This is a genomic window from Actinotignum vesiculae (genome assembly GCF_051267215.1).
GTDB classification, from domain to species: domain Bacteria; phylum Actinomycetota; class Actinomycetes; order Actinomycetales; family Actinomycetaceae; genus Actinotignum; species Actinotignum schaalii.
In genome coordinates, this window is record NZ_JBOZGG010000002.1 from 60,959 (window position 1) to 77,689 (window position 16,731).

The following is a 16,731-nucleotide window of genomic DNA, read 5'->3' on the forward strand; positions in this document are numbered from 1 at the left end:
GCTGAGGATATGACCCAGTTCCGCTACACCGCGGAGCTGGCAAATGAGATCGAAGCCCACTGGCAGGAACGCTGGGAAGAGGAAGGTGCCTTCTACGCCGCGAACCCGGTTGGGGATCTCGCGGGTGATACCTCGGCGCCGAAGTTCTTCATCCAGGACATGTTCCCCTATCCTTCCGGGCGCGGCCTGCACGTAGGTCATCCGCTCGGCTATATCGCCACGGATACCGTGGCCCGCTACCACCGCATGAAGGGTGAGAACGTCCTCTACACCATGGGCTACGACGCCTTCGGACTTCCCGCCGAACAATTCGCGGTACAAAACGGCAAGCACCCGGCCATCACCACCGCGGAAAATATTGCCAATATGGCCGCCCAGCTGCACCGCCTCGGGCTCTCCCACGATTCGCGCCGCGTTTTCTCCACTACCGATATTGAGTACGTGAAGTGGACCCAGTGGATTTTCACCAAGGTATTCAATTCCTGGTTTGACCCGGATTACCCGCGCCGGGACGGGCGTGGCAACGGCGCTGCCCGGCCCATCGAGGAACTTGAAGCGAAATTCGCTAGCGGGGAAAAGGCCACTCCGGATGGTCGACCCTGGGAGGAACTCTCCAAGAAAGAAAAGGCGGAGGCGCTCAGTGAATACCGCCTGGTTTATATCAAGGAAGCACCCGTTAATTGGTGCCCGGGCCTGGGAACGGTGCTCGCCAATGAGGAAGTGACCGCGGAAGGGCGCTCCGAACGCGGCAACTTCCCGGTGTTCCGGCGTAATCTCGCCCAGTGGATGATGCGGATTACCGCCTACGCGGATCGCCTCGTCAGCGATCTGGATACCATCGACTGGCCCGATAAAGTGCGAGCCATGCAGCAGAACTGGATCGGGCGCTCCCACGGCGCCACGGTTCGCTTCGAGCTTTCTGACGGCTCCGGGCGGGTTCTGGATGTGTATACCACCCGCCCCGATACCCTCTTCGGGGCTAGCTTTATGGCCGTTGCTCCCGAACACGCCGCCCTGGGCGGGACCGAGCCCGGCGCGGAAGCCGATGCGCAGGCCCTCCAGGTTCCCGATAGCTGGCCGGAAGGCACCCGCGAAGAATGGACCGGCGGATACGCCACCCCGCGCGAAGCGGTAGCGGCCTACCGGGCGCGCGCCGCCGCGAAATCCGATATGGAACGCACCTCGGATACCCACGAAAAGACCGGCGTTTTCTCCGGGCTCTTCGGGATCAACCCGGTCAACGGCGCCAAGGTTCCGGTTTTCGTGGCGGATTACGTGCTGGTCGGTTACGGAACTGGCGCCATTATGGCTGTTCCCGCCCACGATGACCGCGACTGGGCTTTCGCGCGCGAATACAATCTGGACGTTATCCGCACCATCGGCCCGGCGGAGGACCCGTACGGCCCGAACCTGGACGAAGGCGCCTACACCGGGGACGGCATCCTCGTCGATTCCGCCAATGAGGCCATCTCCCTCAACGGCATGAGCAAAACGGAATCCATGGCCGCTATTATCGCCTGGCTGGAAGAACGCGGCGCCGGAACCGCAACCGTCACCTACCGCCTGCACGATTGGCTCTTCTCGCGCCAGCGCTACTGGGGTGAACCCTTCCCGATCGTCTGGGATGAGGAGGGGATTGCGCACGCGCTACCCGAATCGATGCTCCCCTTGGAGCTGCCCGAAATGGAAGACTTCTCGCCAGCGTCTTATGATGCCGACGACGCACATTCGGCTCCCCAACCCCCGCTGGAACGCAATCCGGAATGGGTGAATGTCGAGCTTGACCTGGGGGACGGGCTCAAGAAGTACCGCCGCGAAACCAATACCATGCCGCAGTGGGCTGGCTCGTGCTGGTACGAATTGCGCTATGTGGATCCCACCAATGCCGATAGCTTCTGCGCCCCGGAAAATGAAGCCTACTGGATGGGCCCGCGGCCCGAGTCCGGTAACACCTCCGGAGGGGTGGATTTGTATGTGGGCGGCGTCGAACATGCTGTGCTCCACCTGCTGTACGCGCGTTTCTGGCACAAGGTCCTCTTTGATCTGGGTTATGTTTCTTCCTCCGAGCCGTTCCACAAGCTCTTCAACCAGGGCTACGTACAGGCCTATGCCTATACCGATTCCCGCGGGGCCTATGTGCCGGCCGATGAGGTAGAAGAACGCGAAGAAAATGGGGAAGCGGTCTTCTACTACCAGGGGGAGAAAGTCAATCGGGAATACGGGAAGATGGGCAAATCCCTCAAGAACATCATCACGCCCGATGATATGGCCGACCAGTACGGTGCGGATACCTTCCGTGTTTACGAAATGTCCATGGGGCCCCTCGATGTTTCCCGCCCCTGGGATACCCGCGCGGTGGTGGGTTCGCAGCGCTTCCTCCAGCGGCTGTGGCGCAATATCGTTGATGAACGCACCGGTGAGGTGACGGTCAGCGATACGGCTCCCGATGCCGAAACCGCGAAGCTGTTGGCCCGTACCATTGCCGGAGTCGCGGACGATTACGACCATATGCGTATCAATACCGCGATTTCCAAGCTCATCGTGCTCAATAACCACCTCACTGGGCTGGATGCGGTGCCGCGGGAAGCCACCTGCGCTATCGTGGCGATGGTGGCCCCGGTGGCTCCCCATATTGCCGAAGAACTCTGGTCGCGTTTGGGCCAGCCCGGCCTGGTGGCGCGCGCTGCTTTCCCGCAGGTCAGCGATGCTTCGCTGCTGGTGGATGACACCGTGACCTGCGTGGTGCAGGTGAAGGGTAAAGTCCGGGCCCGCCTGGAGGTACCCCAGGATATTTCCGATGCGGATCTGACCGCTCGGGCCCTGGCGGAGGAACGGGTGCAGTCCTTCCTGGACGGCGAACCGCGCAAGATTATCGTGCGGGCACCCGGACTCATTAATATCGTTCCGTAAAGCGGATACTGGTTTGGGCGCGGGGCCGGGTTCAGACCCAGAATCCGGCACCGCACCCGGAACCCAGCTCAAGCTCAGAACTCGGGCACCAATCCAAGGGAAGGAACCCGCGGGAGTAAGGAGGACATCGTGGCACGTATGCGCATCACGACGCACGACTTTGACGGTAAACCGGCATGGCTTCTCAGCGCGCCCGGCGGAGCCAGTGCCCTCGTGGCGGCGCGCGGTGCCACCCTTCTCTCCTGGAGTCCCGATGGTGAAGTGTTTTCCGGCTACCGCAGCGCCGCCGAATTGGAGGAAGCAGCCGGCGGGCGCGGGCTTATTGAGGCACCCTGGGTGGGGCCGCTCGCCGGTGGGCGCTACACCTGGGATGGGCAAAGCTACCAGCTGGAGGGGGATACCAGCGGGCGCTGCCTGCGCGTCCACAATTGCGAATTCCAGCGGGAACGCTCCGCGGATGCCCTTATTTTGCGGGCGGAACTTCCCGCGGTCACCGGGTACCCCTGGCCGGTGGGCTTGCAAGTGGTGTACGCGCTGGGGGATTCCAGCGCGGGCACCCATAATCTTTCCGTCAGTGTGGAAGTAACGAACCGCGGTGAAAGCTGCGCCCCGGTGGCGCTTGCGTGGAACGGGTACATGCGTTTCCCGCAGCTCGCCTCCATTTCAAAAATGTCGGCAACGGTCAGTGCGCGCACCAAAATCGCCGCCGACGCCCAAGGAATCCCGGCCCCCGGAGATGCCGCGCTCACCGGGGTGAGCACCCCGGTCGAATGGCCGGTGCTCGGAGCTAGCCGGATCGACTCCACCTTTACCTCGCTCGTACCCACCAGCGACGGCATCGTGGCAACCGTCCTCACCGATCCGGCCCGCGAACGCGATATTATCCTCGCTCAGGAACCCAGCGAAGCACCGTACGTGCGGCTGTGGACCGGGGATACGCTGGAGCGCGGCGCGCGGGAAGCCCTCCTGGTGGCCCCGGCGTCCGCCCTTCCCAATGCTTTTAATCGCTCGGATCAGGTAGGGCGGGTGGCCCTCGCCCCGGGCCAGTCCCGCAGCCTTACCGTCACCATCAGCTATCCGGCCGGCGCTAGCGGCGCCGCCCGAAAATCGAATTAATAATCGAGCGGCCCAGTGACCGCCCGGCGCTGCGCACCACCGAATCGATGGCGGCATCACGGCGCCGCGCCTGGCGCGCAGCCTCCTTCTCCGCATTCCGCTGGGCCCGCTGAGCGGCCCGCTCGGCTTCCCGTTCCGCGGCGGCCAGCTTTTTCTCCGCCTCGCGGGCGGCTTTCTTCGCCGCGGCCTCCTCGGCCCTCCGCTGCTCTTCCGCTTCTTTCGCTGCCGCTGCCGCGGCTTCCAGCTGCGCGCGCCGCTCGGCAACCGCGCGGGCCGCGCCCTCGCTCGCGGCTTCCCCGGAAAGAGGAGCAGGCCGGGGTGTTGCTCCGAGGGCGGTGCGCAAGGCAGCCGGGCTGGCCGGGCCCATGACGGAGCGCGGCGCCCATAGCCGAGTAGGGGCCACAGCCGTAGGGGCGCCGTCGTCGGCCAAACCCGTGACCACAGCCTCACCGGTCCCCAACGCGGGCAGCACGGCCGCAATATCCAGGGGCGAGAAGGGGAAAGTTTTTGCCGTTTCCTTGAGGACCTTGACATCCTTGGGGGTGTGGGCGCGCAGGGCGTGGTGAATCCGGGTGCCCAGCTGCGCGAGCACCGATTCGGGAATATCCTGCGGAGTCTGGGTGACGAAGAAAACACCCATGCCCTTGGAACGGATGAGGCGCACCACCCGGGTCACCTCGTCCACGAAATTCCGGGACGCACCCGAGAACAGCAAATGCGCTTCATCGAAGAAAAACACCAGGCGGGGCAGGGGAGTATCGCCCACCTCGGGCAGATCAGAAAAGAGCCGGCTGAGCACCCACATCGTGAACGTGGAGAAAAGTTCGGGCATATCGCGCACGTCCGGTAGCTCAAGGGCGGAAATAACACCGCGCTCGCCTTCGTGGGCAATGAGTTCGCTCGGGCTAAAGGAGGGACGCTGGAAAAACACATCGCCACCCTGCGCGGCCAGGGCAGATACCTCGCGCAAAATCACGCCGGCGGTCGCGGTGGACACCCCGCCGATACCGGAAAGCTCCGCCTTCCCGTCCGTGGTCAAATAATGGAGCACCTCGCGCAGATCCTCCAGGGTGTACAGGCGCAGATTCTCCTGCTCCGCCCACGCGAAAACCAAGGCCAGCGCCGATTCCTGGGTGTCATTCAGTTTCAGGGCCCGCGCCAGTAGTAGCGCACCGAAATCCTCCACCGTGGAACGCAGCGGCACCCCGGTCGTTTCGGTGAGGGAATACAGATGCAGCGGGAACGAGGCCCCCGCCCAATTCTGCCCCAAGGCCCGGGTGCGCGCCGTGAGCTTATCGGAAGCCGAGCCTGCCTCGCACAGGCCGGAAAGATCGCCCTTAATGTCGGTAAGGAAAACGGCCACGCCGGCCGCGCTCAGCTGTTCAGCCAGCAGCTGGAGGGTACGAGTTTTCCCGGTGCCGGTCGCCCCGCACACCAGCCCGTGCCGATTGAAACTCGCGAAAGGCAGCCGCACCAGCACATCGGGCCGCGGATTCCCGGCCGGGTCCAGGTAGGCGCCTAGGGTGAGAGCCGGGCCGGATACCTGATAGCTGCGCGCCACCTCGTTCGCGTAATCGTCATTATTGGGTTGCGGGGAGTGTTCCGGGGAGTCTTTCGGCGACGACGCCGCCGGCTGCACGGGTGGGTGCGTTTCTGCCGCGGTGGTGGATGTGGCGGCGAGGGCGGCATCGAGGCGAGCCTGGGCGAGTTCGGCTTCCGCGCGGGCAGCTTTGGCAGCGGCTTCGGCCGCCTCGGCGCGCAAGCGGGCAATATCGGTGTCGTTCATACCAATATTGTAGAGCGGCGATGCCTGGAACTATCCACAGCTGGCCAAACGTCGGCGTTATCCCCACGTGTGCCGGGGCGCCGGCGCCGGGTGCGCGCGGGCGCGCATGATAGGCCCATGACTACCTCATTACCGCACCCAGCCCCGCGCCTCAGCCTGCCCCGCACCGATCCGATACCGGAGGCAGGCCTGGATCCGAGTGCGGGTGGACCGCCGGGTAGAAGTCGGGGTGGGCCGCCGGGCCGGAGCGCGGTACGGGATTTCGCGGCTCTTGCCCTCGGGGCTGGTACCGGTGAAGATATCGCCGTGCTCACCACGCCCGCGCAAGCATCGCGATGGCGCTGGTCTCCCCGAACACTTGGCGCTTTCGCCATTGCTCTGTTGGGTGGGCTCCTCATACTTGGAGTGCTGGCCTGGCTCGGGCGCGGGGGCGGCGCGGCCTCCGCTAGCCCCGCCGCGGTACCACCGAGGAGCAGCGTGGCCGGCCCGGTCTCCAGCACCGAAGGCCCGGCCGTGGTTTCCTCCGGCCCACCAGCTACTCCGGGTGCATCTCAAGGCGAAGCGGCGCGCGGCGAATCTGGTCCGGCCACCCCCACCGCGGGCGAATCCAGTCCCACAACTATCGTCGCCTATATTTCCGGTGAGGTGGCAACCCCGGGTGTATATAGCGCTCCCGGTGGAGCCCGGGTGAACGACCTGGTGGAATTAGCCGGCGGACTCACCCCGAATGCGGATGGTGCCGCGATCAATCTTGCCGAACCCGTAACAGATGGTTCCCATATCCACATACCCGCACCCGGTGAGGCACCGCGAGCGCTGTCCGGTTCGGGAGGCAGCACGAACCCGGGTGGGAGCGGTGGCAGCAAAGGCGGAAAGAATGGCGGCGCTGGAGGTGGAGGCAGCGGGGCCGCTGGTGGGGGATCCGGGAAAAGCAATCCCGGTGCCCTCATTAACCTCAATACTGCCTCGGCTAGTGACTTGGAAACCCTGCCCGGGGTAGGCCCGGCCACCGCCCTGGATATCCTCACCTGGAGGGAAAGTAACGGTCCTTTCACGTCTCCGGAGGATCTCCTCGAGGTCCCCGGTATTGGGCCAGCTAAATTCACGAAGCTATCCGCCTTGGTGACAGTATGACCGGCGTTCGCGCCCGCGCCCGCACTCGTACCTGCACCCGTACTCGTACCTGCACCCATACTCGTAGCAGCCAGCGCGACTCGGTATCCGTGAAAACGGGCCACGGCCAAGATATGCGCCTTCTTCCACCGGCCGGTGCAGCTCTGGGCGGGGCGTGGGCGGCTCTGAATGGGCACGCGCAGCTCGCATTCCTCGGCGCTGCTCTGTGCCTCGCGGCAGCCTGGGCGGTAGCCGGCCATGCCCGTTCCCATCCGCAGCTGCGCGGGAAGGCAAGCGGGGTGGTCTTGAGCATCCTCGCGGTGGCGTGCACGGCGAGCGCTGCCAGTATCGCCGGGCTGCTCGCCCTCTCCGCGGCACATATCCCAGCGGTCCAGGCAAGCGTGGAACTGGAAGCCGCTATCGCGACCCGCCCGGAGCCCTCCACCACGCCGTGGGGAGAAGAAAAATGCACCGCGCTCCTGCGCCCTCGCACAATCACCACCGCGGGCGCTAGCGGGGTGCGACTCGATGCCGGCCCGCGTGCGCGTATCCGCGCGGAGCTTCCCTGCACCGCACTGGCCGGCCAATACGTGATGGGCCACGGCCGGCTCACCGCGGTGGAAGGGCGGCGCGAAAGCGCCCGCTGGTCCGGGCCCGCACTCCAGCTAAGTGGAAGCGGCGCACTCAGCGCGCGCGTCGTCCATCGCATCGATACTGCGCTCGCCGCGCTGCTGTCTTCCCGCCCCGAACACGCCCGCGGCCTCATTCCCGGGGTAGCGCTAGGCGACGATACCCGGGTATCACCAGAACTTGAAGAAGCCATGCGCACAACTGCCCTCACCCACCTCATTGCGGTATCAGGGGCCCATGTTTCGCTCGTCCTCGGCATCATTATTATGGCGGTCGGCCGGGCCCGGCCGCTGCGCACTGCCCTTGCCGGAGCCGTTGGTTTAGGCGGACTGGTGATTCTGGTGGGCCCCGCACCCTCAGTTATCCGCGCGGCCCTCATGGGCCTGGTGGTTCTGGCCGCACTCGGAATGAACCGCCGTAGCCAAGCTATCAATGCCCTGAGCTGTGCGAGCATCGCGGCTGCCCTTATTGATCCCTGGCTCGCAACCGGCTACGGTTTCCTGCTCTCCGCCAGCGCCACCCTCGGAATTATCTGCGGGGGATACCGACTCACCGACTACCTCACCCGGTTCTTCCCGGCCACCCTGGCCCGGGTCATAGCTATTCCTCTGGTAGCCCAACTATCTTGCCTACCCGTACTCCTCCTCTTTACCGAAGCCGGGTCGCTATGGGCGGTCCCCGCCAATGCCCTCGTGGCACCCGTGGTCGCACCGCTGACCATTTTCGGACTCGTCGGCGCCCTCACGGCCCCGCTATTCCCCATGCTCGCCAGTCTCGCCATCTCCGGTGCCGCTTTATCAACGTGGTGGATTGACCAGATAGCCCGCCTGCTTGCCTCCCTACCCGGCTCGGGAATTCCCCTCGTTCTTGCCGGCATCGGTCATATATGCGCGGTTCTGGCGCTCCTGGTGGTACCCCGCCTGAGCGCGGCCATTATTCTTGTGGGAGCACTCGCGGCTCTCGGGTTATCACGCTGGCCCGGGAACGCCGCCATTCCTCCCAACTGGACGGCGGTGCAATGCGATGTGGGCCAGGGATCAGCTTTCCTCTACCGGGTGCGCGGATACACAGTCATGATCGACGTGGGGCCGCAAACCCCAGCCGCTGCCCGCTGCTTGGCAGATGCCCAGGTGAATCATCTTGACCTGCTCATCCTCTCCCATTTCCACTCCGACCACGTAGAAGGATTACGTGACGTTCTCACATCCACCACGATCAGCGCGGCATGGATATCACCAAATTCCGCCCCGAAGCCCCAGTCCCGCACCGCCCTGGAACTGCTCGAATCGCACTCCATTCCGGTTAGTGTGGTAGCCGCAGGAACAACACTGCGGGTAGATAATGTGCCCATTGCTCGGATTCTCAGCCCGCGGCCGGGTGCGCGTAGCATTCCCGAGGAAGCTAATGCCGATTCCCTCGTGGTTCTCCTTGATGCCGAGGGAGTAGATAGCGCGCGCCGGGCGGGTAGTGACAGCTCGGCCGGCGGCACTAGCTCACCCAACGGCACTACCCAGGCCGCCCAGCGCATTGTGGTTCTCGGGGATGCGACTGCCCCGGCCCAAGAACGCCTCGTGGGCGCGGTTGGGCCGGTTGATATCGCCGTCGTCGCCCATCACGGAAGCGCGGACCAATCCGAGCGCCTCGCCCGTGAACTTGACCCCGCAATTGCCCTCATATCCGTAGGCGAGAACAGTTACGGGCACCCCTCCGCGCGCGTCTACGAACTCTATGCCAGCGCGCGCATCTATCCGACCCTCACCTGCGGGGCAATAGCGTGGGCAGACGGCGAGTTGGTATCGAAGTGCGCGGAACCGGTGCGGCCACCTGCCGTCCAGCAGGTGAGTTACGACATGAGAGAATGGAACCATGGCAGCCAAAGAACACACGGTCGGGTACGACGCCCTCCGCTTAGAACCGGTCATCCTCATTATTGGTGCAGAGCCAGTGCTGGCCGAACGCGCCTGGGCCCGGCTCGTGCGCCTCGCTCGCCAAGCACATCCCGAGGTGCAGGTCGTGCGCCTAGACGCCGCGTCCTACGAGCGCGGCTCCCTCGCCCTCCACACCTCACCTTCACTTTTCGGGGATCACCGCATCGTCGTCGTGACCGGCGCCGAACATATGAACGACGCGTTCCTCGCGGAAATGCTCGCCTATCTTCCGCAACCCAACGCGGATATCCCCGTGATTATCCAACACGGGGGAGGCACTCGCGGCAAAAAACTCCTCGACGCCATCGCTGCGGGTGGCTGGCAAGTAGCCCGCATCGAAAAAATCAAACGCGATGATGATAAAGCGCGTTTGGTGACGGCGGATGTGCGAGCCGCCGGGCGCAAAATCACGGACGGCGCGGTGCGGGCCCTCGTTGATGCACTCGGCCAGGATCTGCGTGAACTCCTCAGCGCTACCGCCCAGCTCCTCGCCGATGTGGAGGGGATGATCACCGAAGATCATATTCGCGATTTCTACGCCGGGCGCAATGAAGCAACCCCCTTTGAGATCGCGGACGCGGCCTTGGCCGGGCGCACCGGCCAAGCTTTAGCGCTGGCCCGCCACGCTTTCACCACCCGGGTCAATCCCGTCCCTATCGTGGCCGCGCTCGCGGCGAAACTGCGCCAGCTCGCTATCGTCCAGGCGCCGGGAATCAGCCAGAAGGAATTGAAAATGGCGCCCTGGCAAGCCCAACGGGCTCGGCGGGAAGCGCGCGGATGGAGCGATGCCGGGCTCGGGCAAGCCATCCGAGCCGTGGCGCTCGCCGATGAACAGGTCAAGGGTGCCTCCCGCGATCCGCAGTACGCCGTAGAACACGCGATTATTGCTATCGGGCGGGCGCGGCGCAGCAGGTAGTATCCGGCCGCGGTCGATAGGCCGCGGTACGTCCAGTAGCGCCCGGCGCAGCAGGTAGGATCTATCCGGCGTGGTCGATAGGCCGGGCCGCAGTCTCACACTTTCCCGCACGCTCAGGCCCTTTCGGGAAACGTGGAATAATAAGGGTTGTCCCGCGGCGGCGCGACAATGGCGTATCTGGAGCGCCGCCCACGCAGAACGCAGCACGGCAGTGCTGTACTGAGGAGCACTTTATGCTTGTTGGAATACCTAAAAGTACCCGCCCGGGTGACCCCCTGGTGGCGGGCACCCCCGATACCGTGGCCAAGCTCATCGCTTTGGGCTACGAGGTCGCGGTGGAAACGGGGGCGGGGGAGGCCTCGTCCTACCCCGATAGCCAGTACGAAAGCGCGGGCGCACGCCTCGTCTCCGCACAAGAAGCCTGGGCCGCGGATATCGTTTTAGCCACCGACGCCCCGGATATCAGCTACCTTGACCGCATGAGCCGCGGCGCCACCCTCATTGCGCGCATGAACCCGGCCGGCTCACCCGAACTTATCGAGGAACTTTCGCGCCGCGGACTCACGGCCCTGGCGCTTGACGCAATTCCGCGTATTTCCCGCGCCCAGTCCATGGACGTACGGTCCTCCATGGCTAATATTTCCGGCTACCGGGCCGTGATCGAAGCAGCCTCCCACTTCGGGCGGCTTTTCACCGGCCAGGTCACCGCCGCCGGTAAAGTTCCCCCGGCCACCGTGTACGTTATCGGAGCGGGCGTTGCCGGGCTCGCCGCGGTCGGCACCGCCAATTCCATGGGCGCAATCGTTAAAGCAACGGACGTGCGTGCTGATGTGGCCGAACAGGTCCAGTCCATGGGCGCCGAATTCGTGGAGATCCCGGTGCGCCAGGAATCCGCGGACGGTTACGCCCGCGAAATGACCGCGGATCAGGCCAATGCCGCCGGGGTTGTCTACGCCCGGGAAGCCGCCGCCGCGGATATTGTTATTACGACGGCGCTCATCCCCGGCAAGCCGGCCCCGCTCCTTTTGGACTCTGAGGCAGTGGCAGCCATGAAACCCGGCAGCGTCATCGTGGATTTGGCGGCGGCCAACGGCGGAAACGTTGCCGGCACCCGCCCGGGAGAAATCGTCCACACCGCCAACGGCGTCACGATTATCGGCTACGAAGATCTCGCCTTGCGCCTGCCCGGCCAAGCCTCCCAGCTTTTCGGGCAGAACCTCGTCAATTTCCTCAAACTCACCACGCCGCAGAAGGATGGCCAGCTGGTCCTGGATACCGAGGATGATATTGTGCGTGGCATTCTGGTCACCCTCGGGGGAGCGGTGGCCTGGCCGCCCCCGCCCATCAAGGTCTCGGCCGCCCCGGCCGCGCCCCCGGCACCTCCCGCACCCCCGGCTGCGCCCGAACCGGCCCGCCCCAGCGCCGTGCGCTACCTGTGGGCCGGCCTGGCAGCGGCGGTAGCGCTGTGGATTCTCTTCACGGCCCCGCCGAGCATGACCTCGCATTTCATCGTGTTCATGCTGGCCTGCGTGGTGGGCTTCTACGTCATCACCTCGGTGACGCACGCGCTGCACACCCCGCTCATGTCCGTGACGAACGCGATCTCCGGAATCATCGTGGTGGGGGCAATCCTCCAGCTCGGTTCCGGGCATATAGCCGTGACCATCCTTGCCGCCATCGCCCTCACCATCGCATCCATCAATATTTTCGGTGGATTCCTGGTGACCGCGCGCATGCTGTCTATGTTCAAGAGGAGCTAAGCCGTGCTCACCACTATTAACGACGTCGTAACCCTCGCCGCCCCGAGCCTGGGCGGTCTCAAGGTCGCTGCTAGCGTGCAAACCGTCGCCTACCTGGTGGCGGCCCTGCTCTTCATCCTCGCCCTAGCCGGGCTTTCCAAACAGGAAACTGCGGCGAAAGGCAATATTCTGGGCGCCATCGGAATGCTGCTGGCCCTTGTTGCCACGATTATCGCGGTCCTCGCTTACCCCACGGAATCTTCTTCCGTTGTTATTGTGCTGGTGCTCGTGATTGCTCTCGTGGTGGGCGGCGGCATTGGGATCTGGCGGGCCCGCACCGTAGAAATGACGGGCATGCCCGAACTCATCGCCCTGCTGCATTCCTTCGTGGGCGCAGCAGCGGTGCTGGTGGGCTACAACTCCTTCCTCCAGCAACCCGGGGAAGATTTCTCCCCCACAAACGCCTTCCATATGGGCGAAGTGGGCTTGGCGGTGTTCATCGGTGCGATCACCTTCACCGGCTCGGTATGCGCCTACCTGAAACTCGCGGGGAAGATCCCCGGCAAGCCGCTGGTGCTTCCGGCCCGTAATCTTCTCAATCTGCTCGCGATCCTGGCGTGCCTGGGGCTTATTATTTGGTTCGCCTGGACCCGCGGGGTGGGGGCCGGCCTCATTCCCCTCATCCTCATCACGATTATTGCGCTGCTGCTCGGGGCACATATGGTGCTCGCGATTGGCGGTGGCGATATGCCCGTCGTCGTATCTATGCTCAATTCCTACTCGGGTTGGGCGGCAGCGATGGCCGGCTTCACCCTCGGCAATGACCTCCTTATCATTACCGGAGCGCTGGTGGGGTCCTCGGGCGCGTACCTCTCCTACATCATGTGCAAGGCCATGAACCGTTCCTTCATTTCCGTGATCCTCGGCGGTTTTGGGTCCGACGGCGCAGTTACCGGAGAGGCGCGTGACTATGGCAGCCACACGGAAACCACCGCGGCGGAGGTGGCCCAAGAACTCGCGGACGCTAGCTCGGTGATTATTGCCCCCGGTTACGGTATGGCCGTGGCCCAGGCCCAATATCCGGTGGCGGAGCTGACGAAGAAGCTGCGCGATAACGGAACCGAGGTGCGTTTCGCTATCCATCCGGTGGCCGGGCGCCTGCCCGGGCATATGAACGTGCTGCTGGCCGAAGCGAAAGTCCCCTATGACATCGTGGAGGAAATGGACGATATTAACGATTCCTTCGCTGATACCGATGTCGTGCTGGTTATCGGGGCGAATGATACTGTCAATCCTTCGGCTTCCGAGCCCGGTTCGCCCATCGCGGGTATGCCGGTGCTGCATGTGTGGGATGCCAAGAAGGTGATCGTATTCAAGCGATCCATGGGCAATGCCGGCTATGCCGGAGTGCAAAACCCGCTGTTCTTTAATGAGAATACCGATATGCTGCTCGGCGATGCCAAGGCATCCGTGGATGCCATCAACGCGGCTTTCCCCGGTTAAGGTAGCCCGCTCCTGCGCCCAATCCCGGGCGCGGCCGGGGCGTGCTGCACAACTATAACCGCTTAGAGAATCCCTCAGCTAGCGCAGGTGGCCGGAACCTGAAAGGTGTTCCGGCCACCTGCGCTACGTGTATATCGTGGAAATACCGAAATACATGAACAAAAATTCCACATATGAGACGGGAATCACGTTATAATAAAGGTGTCAATTATCGTGGAATGAAGAAGAAAGGAGGAAGAAATATGCGTTCAAAAAGGTATTTCTATTTCTCGCAACTTGCATTCGGAGCTACTTTGGGAGGCTGCATTGCGAACATATTGACAGATAACCGTTGGTACGATTTCACTCTTATCCCCGCCCTTGTCACTCTTGCGTTACTCGGCCTTGCGCTGTGGCATCGGTACCGTGAAAACGAAGTACGCGCTACACTGCGCCGTTTGGAAGCGGAACGCGCGCGCGAGGAAGAAGAGTGCGGAGAGCTCGGGTTGCTGGGTGAGTGTCCACCCAGGTATTTTATGAAAACATCAATCGTCCGTGCAATGAAATTTAAGGAGGAGGTATGCGCTCGAAGAGATATTTCATATGGGCAAGTTCGTGGCTCGGCGCAACGCTGGGTGTCGCGATAATGGGTTTAGTGAAAGATAACCGCTGGCACGATTCCGCTCTTATCCTCGGCCTTGTTACGTTTGGGCTATTTGGCCTTGCGCTGTGGCAGCGGCACCGTGAAAACGAAGTACGCGCTACGCTGCGCCGTTTGGAAATGGAACGCCGCGGTTTGGAAGCGGAACGCGAGGGCGAGCACGAAGGAGAAGAATGAGAAAATTCGCGCCGGATGCGAACGGATATGAAAAGCGGCTGGAACGCCTAGGTTCCAGCCGCTTTTCTCTAAGCATCAGCGCGGTAGAGATAACAGATACAACCGCGCCGGGGGCCGGCCTGCATGGCCGGAGCACAGCCTACTTAGCCAGTGCGTTCACGCGCTTAGCAAGCTTCGACTTGCGGTTCGCTGCCTGGTTGCGGTGAATAACACCCTTGGACACAGCCTTGTCCAGCTTGCGGGAGGCCGCGGCCAGGAGGGTTTCCGCCTCTTCGGCATTGCCGGCTTCCACGGCAAGGCGAGTCTTACGGATGTAGGTCTTCAGTTCCGACTTAACGGCCTGGTTGCGAAGGCGACGCTTCTCGTTCGTCAGAACGCGCTTCTTCTGCTGCTTGATATTAGCCAATGAAATATCTCTTTCGGTCAATCGCTAGGCGATAGATGAATATGGTCGGAGAGGGAAGCGTTCCTCGTAGGACTGCGGGCGTGGGGCACCCGTGGTTGTTACGAAAGAACAAGGACTTGCCACCCGACCGGTGAAAGTCCATCTCCAAACACTACCAGAATCAGGCGGTTTCGCGCGAGGCCCCGGTGTGAATCCCCTCTCCCGCGCGCTTGTCCAGTAGCGTATTCAGGAACGTGGTGACAGCCGGAAGATTCGCGATGCGGCGCAGGGTGACCGTGGCACCTGACGTCGTCGTCACAAGAAGGGAACCGGAGGTGCCGGTACCTGAAGGTTGCGCATCCACCCGTGCCACCGCGGCGAGCGGAAGATCGTGCCCGAGCTTCGTGAACACCCCGCGCCGAGTAATAATCCGGCGGTTGGTAATACTCACCGTGCTCATATACCACTGCAGCCACGGCCATCCGGCAATCGCAATAAGCGCGCCCGCCCCGACCGCCACCACCAGACACCCGGCCAGCGGCTGCCACCGAGCCGGCAGCGCTACCACCCCGAGCACCGCCAGGAACACCACCGCCGCGGCACCGAGCGCCCGCGGCAGCAAATGCCGGGCATCGGGGTGCATATGGACAAGGAGTTCTTCGCCGGTTCCGAGTAGTTTTTGCGACAGAGGCATACTAACCATCGTGCCACAAAGAAAACGCGGGCGTGTGAGGCGGCCGATAGCGTGGGGGAGAGAAACGCGAAGCTACGCGTTACGGTACGACGCCGCGCCTAGCTGCCAGCGCTGCGCATTCCTCAGTTATCCAAGCCGTAGCCACGCGCGGCCAGCTCCAAGCACGCCAGTGATTCGTCATGCGAGGTAGCCTGCACTGAAATCATGAGCTCATCGGCCTGCGCATCGCTGGCGAACTTTCGCAGATATTCACCCACCTCGGCCGCGTTCCCCACCGCGGTGTAGCGCAGCATATCGAGGATTTGGCGAGCCTGCGCGCTGTCCATCACCGCATCAAGATCCGCATCGGAGATATCGCGGCCCGGCGCCCCGCGCAGCAACATATTCCGGACCCGGGCCCGCTTGACCCGCTCAAATTCGCGGGCGGCTGCCTCCGAAGTTTCTGCCGCTGTTACATTCACCGCCGCAATAACATAGGGCTCGGCCAGTTCTTCCGAGGGCTGGAAATTCTCCCGGTAGTGGGCAATTGCCTCGTGGAGCAGGCGCGGAGCGAAATGGGAAGCGAAAGAATAGGGCAGGCCCAGCTGCGCGGCCAGATCCGCCCCGAAAAGCGAAGAACCCAGAATAATGAGGGGCACGTGGGTGCCCTGGCCCGGATAGGCCGCCACCCCCGGCACTCGGGAGGTATCCCCGAGGAATCCCTGGAGTTCCACCACATCACGCGGGAAGTTCTCATAGGCGCTGGCATCGCGGCGCAGCGCGTAGAGGGTACGGCTATCGGTGCCCGGGGCCCGCCCGAGTCCTAAATCAATACGCCCCGGATACATGTCCGCCAACGCCCCGAATTGTTCAGCAATGACGAGCGGGGAATGGTTGGGGAGCATCACCCCGCCCGCGCCCAGCCGAATCTGGGAGGTATGCGAGGCAACGTAGCCGATGATAATCGCGGGGGAGGAGGAGATCACCGTGGGCATATTGTGATGCTCGGTGTACCACACCCGGGTGTAGCCGGCGGCTTCGGCGCGCTTAGCAAGATCGACGCAGCGATGCAGGGCCGCGGCCGGAGCTTCGCCGTCGTACCGCGTAGCGAAATCTAACACTGACAAAGGAACATTCATGGCAAACTCCCGTGACCGATATATCCATATCCATTATGGTCCAAGGACTATACTTGAGCAGAGTTTATTGTGAAGG

The 16,731-nt window shown here is 63.3% G+C and carries 12 protein-coding genes and 1 pseudogene; 9 read left to right on the top strand and 4 right to left on the bottom strand.

Features of this window, described 5'->3' with window-relative positions; translation table 11 throughout:
- Positions 1 to 9 precede the first annotated feature (9 nt).
- Both ACRQHG_RS01515 and ACRQHG_RS01520 read left to right on the top strand, forming a co-directional pair.
- Positions 10 to 2,910, top strand: a complete 2,901-nt coding sequence (locus tag ACRQHG_RS01515) for a leucine--tRNA ligase (protein ID WP_435719387.1) — start codon at positions 10 to 12, stop codon at positions 2,908 to 2,910.
- Between the two features lie 138 nt (positions 2,911 to 3,048).
- Complete coding sequence (locus ACRQHG_RS01520) at positions 3,049 to 4,026, top strand: aldose 1-epimerase (protein ID WP_435713301.1); 978 nt, start codon at positions 3,049 to 3,051, stop codon at positions 4,024 to 4,026.
- Here ACRQHG_RS01520 and ACRQHG_RS01525 read toward each other — a convergent pair.
- Positions 3,998 to 5,812, bottom strand: a complete 1,815-nt coding sequence (locus ACRQHG_RS01525) for a helicase HerA-like domain-containing protein (RefSeq protein WP_435713260.1) — start codon at positions 5,810 to 5,812, stop codon at positions 3,998 to 4,000. The genes ACRQHG_RS01520 and ACRQHG_RS01525 overlap by 29 nt on opposite strands.
- A 117-nt stretch (positions 5,813 to 5,929) precedes the next feature.
- Here ACRQHG_RS01525 and ACRQHG_RS01530 point away from each other — a divergent pair, with 117 nt between their 5' ends.
- The 7 genes and pseudogenes from ACRQHG_RS01530 (at position 5,930) to ACRQHG_RS01560 (ending at position 14,458) form a co-directional block, all read left to right on the top strand.
- Positions 5,930 to 6,946, top strand: a complete 1,017-nt coding sequence (locus ACRQHG_RS01530) for a helix-hairpin-helix domain-containing protein (RefSeq protein ID WP_435713259.1) — start codon at positions 5,930 to 5,932, stop codon at positions 6,944 to 6,946.
- A gap of 572 nt (positions 6,947 to 7,518) precedes the next feature.
- Positions 7,519 to 9,210 (top strand): annotated as a pseudogene (locus tag ACRQHG_RS01535) (ComEC/Rec2 family competence protein); the annotation flags it as partial.
- Between the two features lie 211 nt (positions 9,211 to 9,421).
- A complete protein-coding gene (gene holA / locus ACRQHG_RS01540; protein WP_435713258.1) occupies positions 9,422 to 10,399 on the top strand; it encodes a DNA polymerase III subunit delta in 978 nt (325 codons plus the stop codon).
- A gap of 233 nt (positions 10,400 to 10,632) precedes the next feature.
- On the top strand, positions 10,633 to 12,159 hold the full coding sequence (locus ACRQHG_RS01545; protein ID WP_435719366.1) for a Re/Si-specific NAD(P)(+) transhydrogenase subunit alpha: 1,527 nt from the start codon (positions 10,633 to 10,635) through the stop codon (positions 12,157 to 12,159).
- A 48-nt stretch (positions 12,160 to 12,207) separates the two neighbouring features.
- Complete coding sequence (gene pntB, locus ACRQHG_RS01550) at positions 12,208 to 13,641, top strand: Re/Si-specific NAD(P)(+) transhydrogenase subunit beta (RefSeq protein ID WP_087071197.1); 1,434 nt, start codon at positions 12,208 to 12,210, stop codon at positions 13,639 to 13,641.
- Between the two features lie 218 nt (positions 13,642 to 13,859).
- The gene (locus ACRQHG_RS01555; protein ID WP_435713256.1) at positions 13,860 to 14,267 is read left to right on the top strand and encodes a hypothetical protein; all 408 of its coding nucleotides are present in this window, start codon (positions 13,860 to 13,862) and stop codon (positions 14,265 to 14,267) included.
- Positions 14,268 to 14,275: 8 nt separating this feature from the next.
- Complete coding sequence (locus tag ACRQHG_RS01560) at positions 14,276 to 14,458, top strand: hypothetical protein (RefSeq protein ID WP_435713255.1); 183 nt, start codon at positions 14,276 to 14,278, stop codon at positions 14,456 to 14,458.
- A gap of 139 nt (positions 14,459 to 14,597) precedes the next feature.
- On the opposite strand, the gene rpsT is transcribed toward ACRQHG_RS01560, so the two are convergent.
- The 3 genes from rpsT to ACRQHG_RS01575 all read right to left on the bottom strand — a co-directional run bounded on the left by rpsT (position 14,598) and on the right by ACRQHG_RS01575 (position 16,637).
- The gene (gene rpsT / locus ACRQHG_RS01565; RefSeq protein ID WP_016442875.1) at positions 14,598 to 14,864 is read right to left on the bottom strand and encodes a 30S ribosomal protein S20; all 267 of its coding nucleotides are present in this window, start codon (positions 14,862 to 14,864) and stop codon (positions 14,598 to 14,600) included.
- A gap of 160 nt (positions 14,865 to 15,024) precedes the next feature.
- Positions 15,025 to 15,537 (bottom strand): PH domain-containing protein, encoded by a 513-nt coding sequence (locus ACRQHG_RS01570; protein ID WP_435713254.1) that lies wholly within the window; start codon positions 15,535 to 15,537, stop codon positions 15,025 to 15,027.
- Between the two features lie 122 nt (positions 15,538 to 15,659).
- On the bottom strand, positions 15,660 to 16,637 hold the full coding sequence (locus tag ACRQHG_RS01575) for an LLM class flavin-dependent oxidoreductase (RefSeq protein WP_244899282.1): 978 nt from the start codon (positions 16,635 to 16,637) through the stop codon (positions 15,660 to 15,662).
- Positions 16,638 to 16,731: the final 94 nt, after the last annotated feature.

Coding starts and splice junctions, on each gene's coding strand:
- ACRQHG_RS01515 (WP_435719387.1), top strand. CDS start 10: ATGACCCAGTTCCGCTACACCGCGGAGCTGGCAAATGAGATCGAAGCC.
- ACRQHG_RS01520 (WP_435713301.1), top strand. CDS start 3,049: ATGCGCATCACGACGCACGACTTTGACGGTAAACCGGCATGGCTTCTC.
- ACRQHG_RS01525 (WP_435713260.1), bottom strand. CDS start 5,812: ATGAACGACACCGATATTGCCCGCTTGCGCGCCGAGGCGGCCGAAGCC.
- ACRQHG_RS01530 (WP_435713259.1), top strand. CDS start 5,930: ATGACTACCTCATTACCGCACCCAGCCCCGCGCCTCAGCCTGCCCCGC.
- holA (WP_435713258.1), top strand. CDS start 9,422: ATGGCAGCCAAAGAACACACGGTCGGGTACGACGCCCTCCGCTTAGAA.
- ACRQHG_RS01545 (WP_435719366.1), top strand. CDS start 10,633: ATGCTTGTTGGAATACCTAAAAGTACCCGCCCGGGTGACCCCCTGGTG.
- ACRQHG_RS01555 (WP_435713256.1), top strand. CDS start 13,860: ATGAAGAAGAAAGGAGGAAGAAATATGCGTTCAAAAAGGTATTTCTAT.
- ACRQHG_RS01570 (WP_435713254.1), bottom strand. CDS start 15,537: ATGCCTCTGTCGCAAAAACTACTCGGAACCGGCGAAGAACTCCTTGTC.